Source organism: Variovorax sp. PAMC28562 (assembly GCF_014303735.1).
Taxonomy (GTDB): Bacteria; Pseudomonadota; Gammaproteobacteria; order Burkholderiales; family Burkholderiaceae_C; genus Variovorax.
Genome location: NZ_CP060296.1, coordinates 4,013,202 through 4,029,225, shown reverse-complemented (window position 1 = coordinate 4,029,225; position 16,024 = coordinate 4,013,202). Strand labels below are relative to the sequence as shown.

Sequence of the window (16,024 nt, the reverse complement as noted above, 5' to 3'; positions counted from 1 at the left end):
GCCACAATCGAGGGTATGAACGCCTCGATTTACGCCTTGTCTTCCACCTCGTTTTCGAGCCCGTGACCGCACGCTGCGTCATGGTCCTCGGCACCACCAGCGGTGCCGGCAAGAGCTGGCTCGCCACCGCGTTGTGCCGCTGGTATGCACGACAAGGGCTCAAGGTCGCGCCGTTCAAGGCGCAGAACATGAGCAACAACGCGCGCGTCGTGGGCGCCACGGCCGAGAACGAGGGCGGCGAGATCGGCAGCGCGCAATACTTTCAGGCACTGGCCGCCCGCGCGATACCCGACGTGCGCATGAACCCCTTGCTGCTCAAGCCCGAGCGCGATACGCACAGCCAGGTCGTGCTGATGGGGCAGGTGAGCGAAGCGCTGTCGGCCTTGCCGTGGCGGGGCCGTAGCGAGCGCGTGTGGCCGACCATCGTCGACGCTCTCGATGCACTGCGTGCCGAGAACGACGTGGTGGTGATCGAAGGCGCCGGCTCGCCAGCCGAGATCAACCTGATGGCATCGGACATCGTCAACCTGCGCGTAGCGCGCCACGCGAACGCGCGCTGCCTGCTGGTGACGGACATCGATCGCGGTGGCGCTTTCGCGCATCTGTACGGCACCTGGGCGTTGATGCCGGACGCCGACCGGGCGCTGTTGAGCGGCTTCGTGCTGAACAAGTTTCGCGGTGATGCGTCGTTGTTGGCGCCCGCGCCGGAGCAGTTGCAGAAGATGACAGGTGTGCCGACGGTCGCGACGTTGCCGATGTGGTGGTCGCATGGCTTGCCTGAAGAAGATGGCGTGTTCGATACGGCGGAGTTCGGCGCAGGCAAGACGGTTGCGGTTGTCGCTTACCCACGCATCAGCAACCTCGACGAATTCCAGCCGCTGAAGAACGTGCCGGGCATTCGACTGCGGTGGGCACGCACGCCCAGCGAACTGGTCGATGCCCACTGGATCGTGCTGCCGGGTTCAAAGCACACGAGCGGTGACCTGGCTTGGCTGCGTGCGCAGGGGCTCGACCACGAGATCGCGGCGCATGCAGCGCAGGGTGGTGCCGTGCTCGGAATCTGCGGCGGCCTGCAGATGCTCGGTGAGGCGCTGATCGATCCGCATGGCATCGACGGCAACGCGCCAGGCCTGGGCTTGCTGCCGGTGGTCACCGTGTTCGATCCCGACAAGACCGTGCGGCATCGGGATGCGTGTTTTGGCGCGGTCGGTGGGGCGTGGGCCGCGCTGTCCGGCGTGGCGATGCACGGCTACGAGATTCACCACGGCCGTACTGCCGAGCACAGCGCCATGGCGGCAGCCGGCGACCACGCATTGCCGGTGATGAACGACGGCTTGGCTTGGCAGAACGGCGCGGGCAATGTGCTGGGTATCTACCTGCACGGCATGTTCGAAGACCCGGCCGTGCTGCATGCGCTGTTCGGTGCGACAGTGCCGACGCTGGACTCGGTGTTCGATGGACTGGCCGACTACATCGACACGCATTTCGATGCGGGCGTCCTGCGCTCGCTGATCGACTGATTCAAAACAAAACGAACTCGAATGAACATCCCGCACATTGCCGACTTGCATATCGCCGACCTGCATGACGCCGCGCTCACTGCACGCCTGCAGCACCTCATCGACAACAAGACCAAGCCCATCGGCGCTCTAGGCCAACTGGAAGCGCTGGCCATTCGCCTGGGCACCATCCTCCGCAGTGAGTCGCCGACGTTGCAGCATCCACAACTGCTGGTGTGCGCCGGCGATCACGGGCTGGCGGCACGCGGCGTGTCGGCCTATCCGAGCGACGTCACTTGGCAGATGGTGCAGAACTTTCTGGGCGGCGGCGCGGCGGTGAGCGTGCTCGCGCGCCAGCATGGACTGGCGTTGACGGTGGTCGATTGCGGCGTACGGCACGACTTCGCGCCGATGCCGGGCCTGGTCGTTCGCAAGATCGCTGCGGGCACGGCCGACGCATCGACCGGCCCGGCGATGACTCCGTCGCAATGCGCACAGGCCATCGCCAACGGACGCGATGTGGTGCGCCTGTTGCCAGGCAACGCGCTATTGCTCGGCGAGATGGGCATCGGCAACACGTCCGCCGCGTCGATGTTGCTGTCACGCCTGGCCGGCCTGTCACTCGACGATTGCGTCGGCATCGGCACGGGACTCGATGCGGCAGGGCTGGCGCGCAAACGCAGCGTACTCGCAGAGGTGATGGCGTTGCATCGAGATGCTGTCGCGCCAATGGATGCGCTCGCTGCGTTCGGTGGATTCGAGGTTGCCACGCTGGTCGGTGCCGTGCTGCAGGCGGCCGAAGAACGCCGTGTGATCGTCGTCGACGGCTTCATCACCGGTGCCGCGGTGCTGATCGCATACACGTTGCAGCCGCATGTGGTTCAGCGTTGCGTTGCTGCGCATGTGTCCGCCGAACCTGGTCATGCACTGCTGCTTGCGCGCCTCGGACTGCAGCCGCTGCTGCGACTCGATCTGCGACTGGGTGAAGGCTCGGGCGCCGCGTTGGCTTGGCCGTTGCTCGAATCGGCAACGCGCATCCTGCGCGAGATGGCGAGCTTCGAGGCGGCGGGTGTGTCGCGGCAAGACGGCGCATGAACGGCATACGCCACTACCTGCTGGCGCTTCAGTTCTTCACGCGCGTGCCGGTCACCGGTCGGCTGGCGCAATGGGTCGGTTTCAGCCCGCAGATGCTGCGTGCCAGCGCGGCGCATTTCCCCGGTGTCGGCTGGATCGTCGGCGCGCTGGGTGCGGCGGTTTTCTTCGTGGTCGAGCGTGGCTTGCCGGGCGCTGGCGGAGCCTGGGTCGCGGCAGTGCTGAGCACCATCGCCACCGTGTTGCTGACGGGCGCGTTTCATGAGGACGGGCTGGCCGACGTAGCAGATGGACTCGGCGGTTCGGCCGATCGATCGCGTGCCCTGGAGATCATGAAGGACTCGCGCATCGGCGCCTTCGGTGCCATCGCTTTGGTGCTGGCGCTGGGGCTCAAGTTTGCGTTGCTGGCGATGCTGGCCGGTGGCGGTGGCGGTGGTGTCAGCGGTGAACGGGGCGCATCCGTCGCGCTGAGCGCGATCGTCTTCTCGCATGTCCTGTCACGACTGGCGCCGTTATTTCTGATTCGCTGGATGCCTTACGTCGGCGACAGCGGTGCGAGCAAGTCCAAGCCGCTGGCGGACGCGATTGGCAACGGTGCATTGAGCGTCGGCATGCTGTGGGCGGTGCCTGCGGTGGCGTTGCTTGCGTGGATGCAGGGTGGAACGACGACGGTCACCGCGCTGGCGGCCTGTGCCGCCGCGGCCGCGGTCATGGCACGTTTGTTCTGGCGGCGCTTGCAAGGTTTTACCGGCGATGGACTCGGCGCCACGCAGCAGGTCTGCGAACTGGCAATCTATCTGGCTCTGGCGTTCGCGATGACGCCGGCCGCGCTGCGCTGAAGCCGAGGAAGGCGATGAAGCTCTGGATGGTCCGACACGCGCCGGTTATTGCCGAGGCCGGCCTTTGCTATGGCGTGACCGACCTGGCTGCACATCACGACGGCACGCTGGCCGCTGCAGTTGCCGTATCTGTCGCCATCGGCACGCGGCTTCTCGATGGCATGGCGTTCGTCAGTTCGCCGTTGCAGCGTTGTGCCGCGTTGGCGAAAGAGGTCGCCGTGCTGCGCACCGATCTGCCGCTGTGCCGCTACGACCCCAACCTGGCCGAGATGGATTTCGGCGTATGGGAAGGCAGCCCGTGGCGAGACGTAGCGCGCACCGAGTTCGATGCATGGATGGCCGACTTCGCCGATGGGCGCGCCGGTAGTACCGGGGAAAGCACGCGCCTTTTCATGCAGCGCGTGGGGATTGCATGGGACACGTGGCTTGTCTCGGGCACCGACGCACTCTGGGTGACGCATGCAGGCGTGATGCGGGCCGTGACGCTGTTGCAGCGCGGTGTGCGCGTGCCGGTCACCGCAGCCGATTGGCCAGCGCATCCGATCGCTTTCGGCGAGTGCGTGAAGATTGAAGTCTGAGCGCAGCGGTGCTCAGTCGCTGCCTGCTCCCACCGCTCAAGTCTTAGGCGCTGGCGTCTTCGGTTTGTAGTCGCACATCGTGTGCACCGCGCACTCCCAGCACTTCGGTTTACGCGCCACGCAGATATAGCGGCCATGCAATATCAGCCAGTGATGCGCGTGCAATCGAAACGCCATCGGCACGCGCTTCTCCAGCTTGAGCTCGACCGCGAGCGGCGTCTTGCCGGGGGCCAGGCCCGTGCGGTTGCCGATACGAAAGATGTGCGTGTCGACCGCGATCGTCGGCTCGCCGAACGCCACGTTGAGCACCACGTTGGCAGTCTTGCGCCCGACGCCGGGCAACGCTTCGAGTTCGGCGCGCGTCCTCGGCACCTCGCTGCCATGCAGTTCGATCAGCATGCGACATGTCTCGATGAGATGCTTCGCCTTGCTGCGGTACAGCCCGATGGTCTTGATGTAACTCTCGAGTCCTTCGATACCCAGGTCGAAGATCGCCTGCGGTGTGTTGGCCACCGGATAGAGCTTGCGTGTGGCCTTGTTCACGCCCACATCGGTCGCTTGTGCCGAGAGCAGGACGGCCGCCAGCAGCTCGAAAGGCGTGGTGTATTCCAGCTCGGTTTCGGGATTCGGATTGGCCGCCTGCAGCGTCGCGAAGAAGGGGACGATGTCGTCTTTTTTCATGATGTAGGTCGGTTCTTCGGCTTGGCTGGCGGCGGATTCAATCGGCTTCGGTCAGGCGCTTTGCGGTGTTGCGGACACCCTCGAAGATCGTGCGCGCCACATGCTCCGGAAAACCGGACGGCAGCTGGGTTTCGACTGCATCGAGCGCCCCCGGCAACTGCGCGAGGAGTTCATCGCAGAGGGCGTGTGCATCGCCGAGCCCCGCGAGTTTGGCGACGCCGTCCCAGTGGCGCGCGCGCAGATCCTGCAATGCCCAGTGCGAGCTCTTGCTGCGCAGTGCCATCGCCAGCTTGGCCTTTTGAAAAGCAAGCTGGTTGGCGCCGCTGCCAATGACAGGCCAGGCCGACAGCACGTCGTAGAACGGCGTAAGCCGGTAGCCGCCGCCACGCTCCAGAAAGATCGAGAAGTTCTTGGCATGGCCGTCGGTTGCTGCAAGCAGCCAGAACACCATCTGCGCCTTGACGAAGGCGAGCTTGTCGGCCGTGGCGTTGCTGCTGGCATCGAGTACGCGCAGGATGTCGCGCATGCCGGGGCCGCCGTCGGTCTCGTACTTCTGCGAGCCCGGCACGCCGAGTGCCTGGCAGAAATCTTCCTGCGGCAAACGGGCGATCCATTCCGGATCGCGGTGGTCGCTGTCGTCGCCGCGCGCACTGCCGGCGTTTTGCAGCGCGCGGTCGAAGCGTTGCACCACGAGCACCTTGCGCTCGCCGAAGGTCGCGATGTCGCAATGCGCCGTCGGCAGTCCGAAGGCCGTCATGATGCGGGAGCAGAGCCATTCGTTTTCGACGGACTCCTTCATGTCGGCCTGCATGTTGCCGACGAGGCCGAGCGGCAGTTTGAAAATGTGGGTTGTCGGTGTGGCGCTCAGCGGGCGAAACCACTGGCCTTCGCGTTGCAGCAAGGCCGTCTTTTCCTGGGCGCCGGCGATCGAAATGCGGAAGTCCTCGTCGTCGCGCTGGCCGAGCACGCGGCCCGCCGACAGCGACGCGTTGATGGCGCGTTCGACGCCCGCATCATCCAGCGCCTCGGCTTCGATCCGGTCGAAGCCGGTGGGCAGCACGCCGGGCGGCAGCAATTGCACGGCGCCGACGCACTCGCGGCCGATGGCTGTCAGCAGGTCGAACGCGTCGGTGCTCGGCGTCGCGAACTTGCCTTGCAGGCGCGTGCGAATCGCGTCGCTGTCGGGCAGAAGGTTGTCGAAATAGTTCTGCACCACCGGCCCGCGCTGCGGCGCGTTACCCGGCGTCATCGGCAGCGACAGCGAAAGTCGGCGTGCCGCGGGCGAAGCGGTCCATTCGTCGACGTACTGAAAACGGTGCTCGCCTTCGCGAACCGTCCATTCGCCGACCGTCTGACCATTGATCCAGACCGTCAGCGGGTGCGGGTGCCGGGGGCCGCGGCCTCGTTTGGAACGGTTCACCATGATGTGTCTCCCTTGTCGGTGATCGGCGCTTCGGCCGACGGCAATGCTTCCAGCACCAGACGGTGGCCCATGAGTGCGACCAGTCGCGAGATCTGGTCGAAGCTGGTCACGCCTGGCGCTGCTTCGATTCGGGCCACGCGTTTCTGGTTCACGCCCAACTGTTCGCCGAGCTCGGCTTGGGTGAGGTGGCGAGACTGGCGCAATGCCTTCAGCACGGCGCTGAGTTGCTGGCTGGTTTCGAGCGGATACCGCATGCGGCTTACTACCTTAAAGTGGTGAAGGGAATTTACTACTCAAAAATAGTAAAGTCAATAAACTACCTTGGACTGGTAATGCGCAGCGGCCTTCTTGGTTCGACAATGGCGGTCAGAAAGTGAAATCACCATGCAATTCGCCTCCCGCCTCGACAACGTCGAAACCTCCGCCATTCGCGAACTCTTCAAGCTGCTCGGCACACCCGGCATCATCAGCTTTGCAGGGGGCTTTCCGGACAGCGCCATGTTCGACGTCGAGGGCCTGAAAGAAGCCAGCGCCAGGGCCTTGAACGAAGAGGCGTCCGGAGCCCTGCAATACGGCGCCACCGAAGGCTATGAGCCGCTGCGCATGCAACTGAGCGCCTTCATGAAGAGCAAAGGCGTCGATGTCGATCCGAGCGGCCTGATCGTGACGACCGGCAGCCAGCAGGCGCTCGATCTGCTCGGCAAGACGATGATCTCGCCTGGCGACAAGGTCATCGTCGAAGGGCCGACATTCCTCGCGACCATCCAGTGCTTCCGGCTGTATGGCGCGCAGCTCATCAGCGCACCGATCGACGCGCACGGCGTGAAGACCGACGAGCTCGAGGCGCTCATCGCCGAGCACAAGCCCAAGTTCGTCTACCTGATTCCGACCTTCGGCAACCCGAGCGGCGCGCTGCTGACGCTGGAGCGGCGCAAGAAGGTGCTCGAACTTGCAGTGAAGTACCAGACGCTGATCGTCGAAGACGACCCGTACGGCGATCTGTACTTCAACGAGCCGCCACCGCCGTCGATCATGGCTTTGAGCAAAGACGTGCCCGGCAGCCGCGAGCTGCTTGCGCACTGCGGCAGCATGAGCAAAGTGCTGAGCCCGGGCCTGCGCATCGGCTGGATGATCGCGCCGGCCGAACTGCTGGCCAAAGCCACCATGTGCAAGCAGTTCAGCGATGCGCACACCAGCACCTTCGCGCAGGCGACCGCCGGCCAGTACCTGAAGAGCGGCCGTATGCCGGCAACGCTGGACAACGTGCGCAAGGTCTACGGCGAGCGTGCCAAGGCGATGGCTGCAGCGCTGAAACGTGCGCTGGGCGATGCCATTGCCTTCGAGCAGCCGGATGGCGGACTGTTTTTCTGGGCCCGACTCACGGGCGCGAACGGCAGGTCGTCGGATGCGGCTGCGTTCGCTAAACGGGCCATCGAACAGCGCGTGGCCTTCGTGCCCGGCGCGCCGTTCTATGCGGAGAAGCCCGACATGGCAACCTTGCGCCTGAGCTTCGCGACGGCCAACGTCGAGAAGATCGAAGAAGGCATCGCGCGGCTGGGCAAGGCGCTCTGAAAGTTACGGCGAGCGGTGCAGCCGCGGCGCTCCGAGCGCCACGAGGTTGTCCGCGATGGCAGCGTCGACATTGGGCCAGCGGCCCGACAGACGCGACAGCGTCATGATCGTTTGCAGCGCCTTCAGATCCTTGACGCTGGGTGCTACCTTGATCTGCGCGATCGCCGCGCCTGCGTTGCCGCCGTTGATGAGCGACATCACCTTGCTTGCCCAATCGTTTGCCCGTGCCATGAAATTTCCCTGATGCGCGTTGAGTGCCGAATGTAGCCGCGGTCTGCAGTCATTGTCATTGGCGCGGGGGCGCACGGTACGATGACCCATGAAAAAGACTTTCCAGCTGCGCCCCGAAGGCAAGCAACCCGACCGCGTTCTCGAGGCGATCAAGCATGAGGTCCGCAAATACATCAAGCGGGAGCGTCGGCGCCCGATGCAGGCAGACACTGATTTTCTCGACTTCGATTGCAAGTTCGGCACGACCGCTGAAACGGCTGAAGCGGTGCACCTGTCGGCGTTGACCGCACTGATGGACGGCGTTGCCAAAGAAGCCGGCCCGCAGTTTTACGTTGAGATCCTCGGCAAGCCGGGTCATCGCACGGCCAAACCAGCATCGGGCACACCCGCACTTGAGGGGAATGCGCTGCCCCAAGCAAAGGCTTAAAGTTCATTTTCCTCAAACGAAAGGGCTCACCATGGCAAAACCCACCGCCAGCAAAACTGCTGACCTCAAGACACGTCGCAAGGCTCCGCTCGCGACGCCGAGCGACTTGGCAGCCGAGGCCACGGTCGATATCGCGGCGGCGCTCAACGGCGTTCTGGCCGATGTGTTCGCGCTTTATCTGAAGACCAAGAATTTCCACTGGCACATGAGCGGCCCGCACTTTCGCGACTATCACTTGCTGCTCGACGAACAGGGCGACCAGCTGTACGCCATGACCGACCCGATCGCCGAGCGAATCCGGAAGACGGGCGGAACGACCCTGCGTTCCATCGGCCACATCGCGCGCATGCAGCGCATCAGCGACAACGACAGCGACTATGTCGATCCGCTCGACATGCTGTCTGAGCTGCGCGAAGACAATGCGACGCTGGCGGCCCGCCTGCGCGAAGCCCACAACGTGACCGACGAGCATCGCGACATCGCGTCGTCGAGCCTGCTCGAAAACTGGATCGACGAAACCGAGCGGCGCACCTGGTTCCTGTTCGAATCCAGCCGGCGCGGTACACCGGCCTGATCCGTCGACGCATTAGCGTCGTTTACCGCAGGATCTCCAGCAGCCGGTCGAGGCCACCTTCGTTGATTGCCACCATGGCCTGTTCGCGAACCTTCGGCTTGGCGTGATAGGCGACCGACACGCCGGCTTCAGCCATCATCGGAAGGTCGTTGGCACCGTCGCCGACGGCGATGGTTTCGGCCGGCGAGATGCCGAGCAAAGAAGCCACTTCGAGCAGCGTGCGGCGCTTCTCGACGCCGTCGCAGATATCGCCCCAGCTTTGCTGTGCGACCGCGCCGGTGAGCTTGCCGTCGGCCTCTTCGAGCAGGTTGGAGCGGGCGAAGTCGATGCCGAGCCGGTCCTTCACACGGTTCGCGAAGAAGGTGAACCCGCCCGAAACCAGCAGCACCTTGAGTCCTGCTGACTTGCACGCCGTGACGAGTTCGGTGGCGCCAGGGTTGAGGCGCAAGCGCTCGTCGTAGACCTGCTGTAGCGCAGCCACCGGCACGCCTCGCAACAGGGCGACGCGGCGGCGCAGGCTCTCCTTGAAGTCCTTGATTTCGCCCCGCATGGTGGCTTCGGTGATGGCCGCGACCTCGGCCTTTTTGCCGACTGCGTCTGCGATCTCGTCGATGCACTCAATGTTGATCAGCGTCGAATCCATGTCGAAGGCGATGAGTTTGAAGTCGGCGAGGCGCAGCGGGGGCGTGAGGCGCTGGATGACCAAGCCGGGTGACGGTTCTTTAAGTTCGCTCATGCAACGACCGCTTCCTTGACGATCGGCTGTCCCAGGCTCCGCAGCACATCCCGCACCATCTGCGCCCGCTCTTTCGGCTCCCTCAACTCGCGTTCGATGCGCAGCTTTTCGTTGCCGGCCAGCTTGATGTGCTTGTTCTTCTGGATCAGGTGAATGATCGCCATCGAATCGACCGGCGGGTCTTTCTTGAAAGTGATGTGAATCACGCCCGGCGCAGCGTCGACCTTGATGACGCCGTAAGGCCGCGCGAGCACGCGCAGGCGGTGCGTGTCGATGAGTGTCTGCGCCTGCGGCGGCAACTTGCCGAAGCGGTCGACGATCTCTTCCAACAGGATGTCGATTTGGTCGGAGGTCTTCGCGGTCGCCAGCTTCTTGTAGAACGACAGGCGCAAATGCACGTCGCCGCAGTAGGTGTCCGGCAGCAGCGCAGGGGCGTGCAGGTTGATCTCGGTCGTGACGCTGAGCGGCGACAGCAAGTCCGGTTCTTCACCCGCCTTGAGCGATCGGACGGCTTCGCTCAGCATCTCGTTGTAGAGCTGGAAACCGATCTCCATCATGTTGCCGCTCTGGTTGTCGCCGAGCACTTCGCCCGCGCCGCGAATCTCCAAGTCGTGCATCGCCAGGTAGAAGCCCGAGCCGAGCTCTTCCATCTGCTGGATGGCTTCGAGCCGCTGTGCGGCGTGCTTGGTCAGGCCTTCGATGTCGGGGACCATCAGGTAGGCATAGGCCTGGTGGTGACTGCGCCCGACGCGGCCACGCAGCTGGTGCAGTTGCGCCAGGCCGAACTTGTCGGCGCGGCTCATGACGATGGTGTTGGCGGTCGGCACGTCGATGCCGGTCTCGATGATGGTCGAGCACAACAGCAGGTTGTAGCGCTGCGCCACGAAGTCGCGCATCACACGTTCAAGCTCACGCTCCGGCATCTGGCCGTGGGCCACGGCGATGCGAGCCTCGGGCAAGATTTCTTCGAGCTTTTGGCGTCGGTTCTGGATGGTGTCGACTTCGTTGTGCAAAAAGTAGACCTGCCCGCCGCGCTTCAGCTCGCGCAGCACGGCTTCGCGAATCACGCCGGTGCCTTCGTTGCGCACGAAGGTCTTGATGGCGAGCCGGCGCTGCGGCGCGGTCGCGATCACGCTCAGGTCGCGCAGCCCTTCGAGCGCCATGCCGAGCGTGCGCGGAATCGGCGTGGCAGTCAGCGTGAGCACGTCGACCTCGGCGCGCATCGCCTTCATGGCCTCCTTGTGGCGCACGCCGAAACGATGCTCCTCGTCGATGATGAGCAGGCCGAGGTTCTTGAACTTGACCGATGCTGAAAGCAGCTTGTGCGTGCCGACGACGATGTCGACCGTGCCTTCTGCCAGCCCCTTGGCGGCGGCGGTGATCTCTTTCGCGGAACGAAAGCGGCTCATCTCGGCCACCTTGACCGGCCACTTGGCAAAGCGGTCGACCAACGTCTGGTAGTGCTGCTCGGCCAAAAGGGTGGTCGGCGCCAGAATCGCGACCTGCTTGCCACCCGTGACCGATATGAAAGCGGCGCGCAAGGCCACCTCGGTCTTGCCGAAGCCGACGTCGCCGCACACCAGCCGGTCCATCGGTTGCGGCGAGATCATGTCCTGAATGACGGCGTGGATCGCGCCCTTCTGGTCAGCCGTTTCCTCGAAGCCGAAGTCATTGGCAAACACTTCGTAGTCGGCGGCTGAATAGCGGAACGCGTGGCCCTGGCGAGTCGCCCGCCGCGCGTAGATGTTGAGCAGTTCGGCCGCCGAATCGCGTACTTGTTCTGCGGCGCGGCGCTTGGCCTTCTCCCACTGACCGGAGCCCAGCTTGTGCAGCGGCGCCTCGTCCGCACTGACGCCGGTGTAGCGGCTGATCTGGTGCAATTGGCTCACCGGCACATAGAGCGTCGCCTTGTCGGCGTACTCGAGGTGCAGCATCTCCTGCAGCAGCGGCTTGCCTTCGGCGTCGACGCCCTGACCGAGGTCCATGTGCACGAGGCCACGGTAGCGTCCGATGCCATGCGCGGAATGCACCACCGGGTCACCGACCTTGAGTTCCGACAGATCCTTGATCAGCGCCTCGACATCGCTGACCTGTTCCTGCTTTTTGTTGCGGCGGCGCGTGGTCGGCGTGGTCGCGAACAGCTCGGTTTCAGTGACGAAGTCGATGCCTGTCTCGCGCCATGCGAAACCGGCGACCAGCGCTGCGGTGGCGATGCCGATCTTCTCGTCGGGCGACGCCTCGAACTCGGCGAGCGAATCGAACGAAGGCGGATTGACGCCGCTGGCCCGCAGGAAGTCGAGCAGGCTCTCGCGCCGGCCGTCGCTCTCGGCGATGAGCAGCACGCGGTGCGGCGTGGCGTCGATGTGCAGCTTGAGGCCGACCAGCGGATCGTCTGCGCCGCGAACGACGGCGAAGGGCGGTAGCTTGTCGAACTCGGCGTAAGGCACGCTGTCATCGACCGAGCGGATGGCCAGCTGCGCATGCGGCTTGGCCCGCAGGTAGAACTGTTCGGCACTCAGGAACAGCGTTTCCGGTGGCAGCGCGGGCCGCTCAGGGTCGCCGCGCACCAGCCGGTAGCGCTCGCCGGTGTCCTGCCAGAAATGCTGGAACGCCGGCTCCAGGTCGCCGTGCAAGACAACGGTGGTGTCGGCACCGAGATAGTCGAACACCGTCGCCGTCTCTTCGAAAAAGAGCGGCAGGTAGTATTCGATGCCGGCGGTCGCGACGCCGTTGCCCATGTCCTTGTAGATGCGGCTCCTGGTCGGATCGCCTTCGAGCATTTCGCGCCAGCGGCTGCGAAAGCGTGCGCGGGCGTCGTCGTCCATCGGGAACTCTCGTCCAGGCAGCAACCGCACTTCGGGCACGGGATAGAGGCTGCGCTGCGTGTCGGGATCGAAGGTGCGGATCGAGTCGATTTCGTCGTCGAACAGGTCGACCCGAAAGGGCACGAGCGAACCCATGGGGAACAGGTCGATCAGGCCGCCGCGCACCGCGTATTCGCCCGGGCTCACGACCTGCGTGACGTGCGTGTAGCCGGCGAGGGTGAGCTGCGCCTTGAGCTTGGTGTCCTGCAGCTTTTGCTTGGTCTTGAAGTGAAAGGTGTAGCCCGCCAGAAACGATGGCGGCGCCAGCCGGTACAGCGCAGTGGTGGCGGGCACGAGGACGACGTCCGCCTCTTTCTGGCTGATGCGCCAGAGGGTGGCCAGCCGCTCGCTGATCAAGTCCTGGTGCGGCGAGAAGCTGTCGTAGGGCAGCGTCTCCCAGTCGGGAAACAGCGCACAGCGAAGCTCCGGTGCAAAGAAGGCGATTTCGTCGATCAGTCGCTGCGCGTCGTTGGCGTCAGCGGTGAACACTGCAGTCGCACGACCAGCGGTTTTTTCGCGTGTCGCGAGCTGCGCCAGCATGAGCGCGTCGGCCGACAACGGGGGGCGCGGCAGCGTGAATCGCTTGCCCGCCGTGAGATGGGGGAGGTCCATGAATCGCTTCGAAAAATGCAGAACACCCCGCGCCGGATGGCGAGGGGTGTAAGACCGAGCAATTCTAGAATGGTGGCCTCATTGTTGCTGGCGCGCTGGCTCATTCACCATTCGATGCTCTCACCGCGCCGATCTACAGGAATTGCATGTCGTCTTCGCGTTTCTATGTGCTCATTCCTTGCGCAGGCTCCGGCCATCGCGCGGGCGGCACGCTGCCCAAGCAATACCAGCAGATCGCCGGTCGGCCGATGGTGGCGCACACGATCGATGCTTTTCGGGCGCTGACGGGTCGCTTCACCGGATTGGCCTTGGTCGTGGCCGAGGGTGACCGCGACATCGCGACGGTGCTTCCGGACTTTCCGGGGACCGACGAGCATTTGTTCAAGGTCGGCGGCGCGAACCGCGCGGCCAGCGTGCGCAATGGGTTGCAGGCGCTTCGCGGGCAAGGCGCGGGTCCGCACGACTGGGTGCTCGTGCACGACGCCGCGCGATGCCTCGTCACGCCGACGCAAGTCGAAGCGCTGATTGCTGCCTGTGAGCACGATGCCGTCGGTGGCCTGCTGGCGCAGCGGTTGCCCGACACGCTCAAGGTCGCGTCACCCGAAGGCCGTGTGGCAGCGACCCTGACCCGTGCCGACAAGTGGCTCGCGCAGACACCTCAGATGTTTCGCATCGGCATGCTGATAGACGCCCTGGAGCGAGCCGGCGACAGCGTGACGGACGAGGCGAGCGCCATCGAGGCGCTGGGGCTGGCACCCCTGCTGGTGCCGGGCAGCACACAAAATTTCAAGGTGACCTATGCAGAAGACTTCGAACTGGCCGAGGCCGTGCTGAACAGCCGGCGCCGTATTGAGCGGACCGACAAACCATGACGATGCCCTTCGACATTCGCGTCGGCGAAGGCTGGGACGTGCATCAGCTGGTTGCCGGTCGCAAGCTGATGCTGGGTGGCATCGAGGTGCCGCACATCGCGGGCCTGCTCGGACATTCCGATGCCGACGTGCTGTTGCACGCCATCACCGATGCGCTGCTGGGCGCTGCGGGGCTGGGCGATATCGGACGACATTTTCCGGACACCGACGATAAGTTTCGTGGCGCCGACTCTGCCGTGCTGCTGGCCGAAGCAGCGGTGCGCGTGCGTGCGGCTGGCTGGGCAATCGGCAATGTCGACAGCACCGTGATCGCTCAAGCGCCAAAGCTCGCACCGCACATTCCCGCGATGTGCGGGCGCATCGCAACTGTTTTAGGCATCACGGTCGATCGGGTGAACGTGAAGGCCAAGACGGCTGAAAAACTCGGGCCGGTCGGCGAAGGACGCGCGATGGAAGCGCGGGCCGTTGTGCTTTTATTTCGCTGAGATCGCTCTGATGTCCCGCGATGGCCGCATTAAAGCGACCGTCGAACTGCTGGCCTAGGCATTGGCGTCACCGCCTTTTGCTGAGGCTTCCCCCTTTTTGCCCGGTGGGCCGTCCAGCTTGATCGACGGACCCCGTGGCATGCGAATGTGCGCCGCCAGGCCGCGACCGGGCGTGCTGGTCAGCGCGAAGGTGCCCCCCATGCGCTCGATGTTCTTCGCCACGATCGACAGCCCGAGGCCCGCGCCGGCCGCCGACGTGCGCGCCGCATCGCCTCGAAAGAACGGCTTGGTCAATTGCGAGAGCAGGGCGGGCGCCACGCCGGGGCCATGGTCGCGCACCTTGATCAGCACCGCATCGTTGTGGGCCTGAGCCTGGATGTTGATATCGGCCACGCCGGTCGCAGGCGTCTTGCCGTAGCGCCGCGCGTTCTCGACCAGGTTGGACATCACGCGCTGCAGCTCGACCTCGTCCGCCATCACGCGCAAATCGGGCGCGACGTCGACCTTGATCTTCATGTCGTCGTGGTCCTGCACGGCATAGATGCAGGCATCGACCACGTCGCGCAGCAACACGGGTTTGAAGTCGACATGGTCGGGCCGGGCGTAGTCGAGGAACTTGTCGATGATCGAGTCTAGTTGGGCAATGTCGGCAGCCATGTGGTTGCGCGCATCTTCGTCCGCCACGCTCAATTCGGTTTCGAGCCGCAGGCGTGCCAGCGGCGTGCGCAGGTCGTGCGAAATGCCGGCCAGCATCACCGCGCGATCTTGCTCGATCTTGGCAAGTTGGTCGGCCATGCGGTTGAAGCCGATGTTGACGGCGCGAATCTCGCTGGTGCGCGCGCCTTCGTCGAGCCGGTGCGCCTCGTATTCGCCTTCGCGCACCTGGCGTGTGGCGCGCGACAGCTGCTTCAGCGGCCGGTTGATGAAGCGCGTGATCAGCGCGGCGCCGGCCAGCGACAGCACGACGGCCGTCGCCAGCCAGACCAGCCACGTGCGTCCTCCGACCCGGCTGAAACGCGTCGGGTCCAGCAAGAGCCAGTAGTTGTCGCTTTCGATAGTGAAGCCGATCCACAGGCCCGGCTCGTCGTTGACGCGCCTCGCCACATTGGTGCCTTCGCCGAGCTGATCGATCAACTCTTCAGTCACGCGCTGGTCGAGCGAGCCACTGGTGTAAGCCTCGACGCGGTCGTTCGGTTCGCGCGGCAGGATCCGCACGCCTTCCTGGTCGGCCAGCGTCTTGATGAGCGACACGCGCGTGATCGCATCGGAATACACCAGCGCCGCGCGCGTCAGGTTGACCAGCGACGCAATCTGATGTGCGGTTTGGATGGCGCGCGGTTCGTATTCGAGGGCGCGAAAGGTCTGCAGCCAGGCAAAAGTGCAGCCGAACAGCAACAGCGCCAACAGGAAAAAGGTACGCCAGAACAGGTTGAAGCCGAGCTTCAGGCGCGCGCGACCGCGCTGCGGCAACCCTTCGAGCGGGCTTGGCAGCGTGACCGCGCCGGTGTCCTCACCAAGCGGGTTCGGCAACGTCGATTT

Annotated in this window: 16 protein-coding genes; 9 read left to right on the top strand and 7 right to left on the bottom strand. The window is 64.5% G+C overall.

The features are described from left to right. The first annotated feature begins 62 nt into the window (after positions 1–62). From H7F36_RS18935 to H7F36_RS18920, 4 genes are read left to right on the top strand one after another with little or no spacing between them, the layout of a single operon-like run. Positions 63–1,520, top strand: coding sequence for a cobyric acid synthase (locus tag H7F36_RS18935; RefSeq protein WP_187052235.1), 1,458 nt, complete (start codon positions 63–65; stop codon positions 1,518–1,520). 21 nt (positions 1,521–1,541) lie between these two features. After that, the gene (gene cobT, locus H7F36_RS18930) at positions 1,542–2,594 is read left to right on the top strand and encodes a nicotinate-nucleotide--dimethylbenzimidazole phosphoribosyltransferase (RefSeq protein WP_187052234.1); all 1,053 of its coding nucleotides are present in this window, start codon (positions 1,542–1,544) and stop codon (positions 2,592–2,594) included. Then, positions 2,591–3,430, top strand: a complete 840-nt coding sequence (locus tag H7F36_RS18925) for an adenosylcobinamide-GDP ribazoletransferase (RefSeq protein WP_187052233.1) — start codon at positions 2,591–2,593, stop codon at positions 3,428–3,430. Before cobT ends, H7F36_RS18925 begins: the two co-directional genes overlap by 4 nt. Positions 3,431–3,444: 14 nt before the next feature. After that, on the top strand, positions 3,445–4,008 hold the full coding sequence (locus H7F36_RS18920; protein WP_187052232.1) for a histidine phosphatase family protein: 564 nt from the start codon (positions 3,445–3,447) through the stop codon (positions 4,006–4,008). A 36-nt stretch (positions 4,009–4,044) separates the two neighbouring features. On the opposite strand, the gene nth is transcribed toward H7F36_RS18920, so the two are convergent. From nth to H7F36_RS18905, 3 genes are read right to left on the bottom strand one after another with little or no spacing between them, the layout of a single operon-like run. After that, the gene (nth, locus tag H7F36_RS18915; RefSeq protein ID WP_187052231.1) at positions 4,045–4,689 is read right to left on the bottom strand and encodes an endonuclease III; all 645 of its coding nucleotides are present in this window, start codon (positions 4,687–4,689) and stop codon (positions 4,045–4,047) included. A 37-nt stretch (positions 4,690–4,726) separates the two neighbouring features. Beyond that, positions 4,727–6,112, bottom strand: a complete 1,386-nt coding sequence (locus H7F36_RS18910) for a type II toxin-antitoxin system HipA family toxin (protein ID WP_187052230.1) — start codon at positions 6,110–6,112, stop codon at positions 4,727–4,729. Further along, complete coding sequence (locus H7F36_RS18905; protein ID WP_187052229.1) at positions 6,106–6,366, bottom strand: helix-turn-helix domain-containing protein; 261 nt, start codon at positions 6,364–6,366, stop codon at positions 6,106–6,108. The genes H7F36_RS18910 and H7F36_RS18905 overlap by 7 nt, the downstream gene beginning before the upstream one ends. A 130-nt stretch (positions 6,367–6,496) precedes the next feature. Between H7F36_RS18905 and H7F36_RS18900 the strand changes: the two genes are divergently transcribed. Continuing rightward, the gene (locus H7F36_RS18900) at positions 6,497–7,684 is read left to right on the top strand and encodes a PLP-dependent aminotransferase family protein (protein WP_187052228.1); all 1,188 of its coding nucleotides are present in this window, start codon (positions 6,497–6,499) and stop codon (positions 7,682–7,684) included. A gap of 3 nt (positions 7,685–7,687) precedes the next feature. On the opposite strand, the gene H7F36_RS18895 is transcribed toward H7F36_RS18900, so the two are convergent. Further along, complete coding sequence (locus tag H7F36_RS18895; RefSeq protein WP_187052227.1) at positions 7,688–7,915, bottom strand: hypothetical protein; 228 nt, start codon at positions 7,913–7,915, stop codon at positions 7,688–7,690. Between the two features lie 88 nt (positions 7,916–8,003). Between H7F36_RS18895 and H7F36_RS18890 the strand changes: the two genes are divergently transcribed. Together H7F36_RS18890 and H7F36_RS18885 are read left to right on the top strand one after the other, a co-directional pair. Next, positions 8,004–8,342, top strand: coding sequence for a DUF6172 family protein (locus tag H7F36_RS18890; RefSeq protein ID WP_187052226.1), 339 nt, complete (start codon positions 8,004–8,006; stop codon positions 8,340–8,342). 31 nt (positions 8,343–8,373) lie between these two features. Then, positions 8,374–8,916: a Dps family protein gene (locus H7F36_RS18885; RefSeq protein ID WP_187052225.1), complete on the top strand. Its 543-nt coding sequence runs from the start codon at positions 8,374–8,376 to the stop codon at positions 8,914–8,916. Between the two features lie 22 nt (positions 8,917–8,938). Here the strand turns inward: H7F36_RS18885 and serB are convergent, their stop codons facing one another. Together serB and mfd are read right to left on the bottom strand one after the other, a co-directional pair. Continuing rightward, positions 8,939–9,652 (bottom strand): phosphoserine phosphatase SerB, encoded by a 714-nt coding sequence (serB, locus tag H7F36_RS18880; RefSeq protein ID WP_187052224.1) that lies wholly within the window; start codon positions 9,650–9,652, stop codon positions 8,939–8,941. Further along, positions 9,649–13,128 (bottom strand): transcription-repair coupling factor, encoded by a 3,480-nt coding sequence (gene mfd, locus H7F36_RS18875; RefSeq protein WP_187052223.1) that lies wholly within the window; start codon positions 13,126–13,128, stop codon positions 9,649–9,651. Before mfd ends, serB begins: the two co-directional genes overlap by 4 nt. Positions 13,129–13,274: 146 nt before the next feature. Here mfd and ispD point away from each other — a divergent pair, with 146 nt between their 5' ends. After that, on the top strand, positions 13,275–14,000 hold the full coding sequence (gene ispD / locus H7F36_RS18870) for a 2-C-methyl-D-erythritol 4-phosphate cytidylyltransferase (protein WP_187052222.1): 726 nt from the start codon (positions 13,275–13,277) through the stop codon (positions 13,998–14,000). Next, positions 13,997–14,485: a 2-C-methyl-D-erythritol 2,4-cyclodiphosphate synthase gene (gene ispF, locus H7F36_RS18865; protein WP_187052221.1), complete on the top strand. Its 489-nt coding sequence runs from the start codon at positions 13,997–13,999 to the stop codon at positions 14,483–14,485. Before ispD ends, ispF begins: the two co-directional genes overlap by 4 nt. Before the next feature lie 54 nt (positions 14,486–14,539). On the opposite strand, the gene H7F36_RS18860 is transcribed toward ispF, so the two are convergent. After that, on the bottom strand, positions 14,540–15,976 hold the full coding sequence (locus tag H7F36_RS18860; protein WP_261802682.1) for a sensor histidine kinase: 1,437 nt from the start codon (positions 15,974–15,976) through the stop codon (positions 14,540–14,542). Between the last annotated feature and the right edge of the window lie 48 nt (positions 15,977–16,024).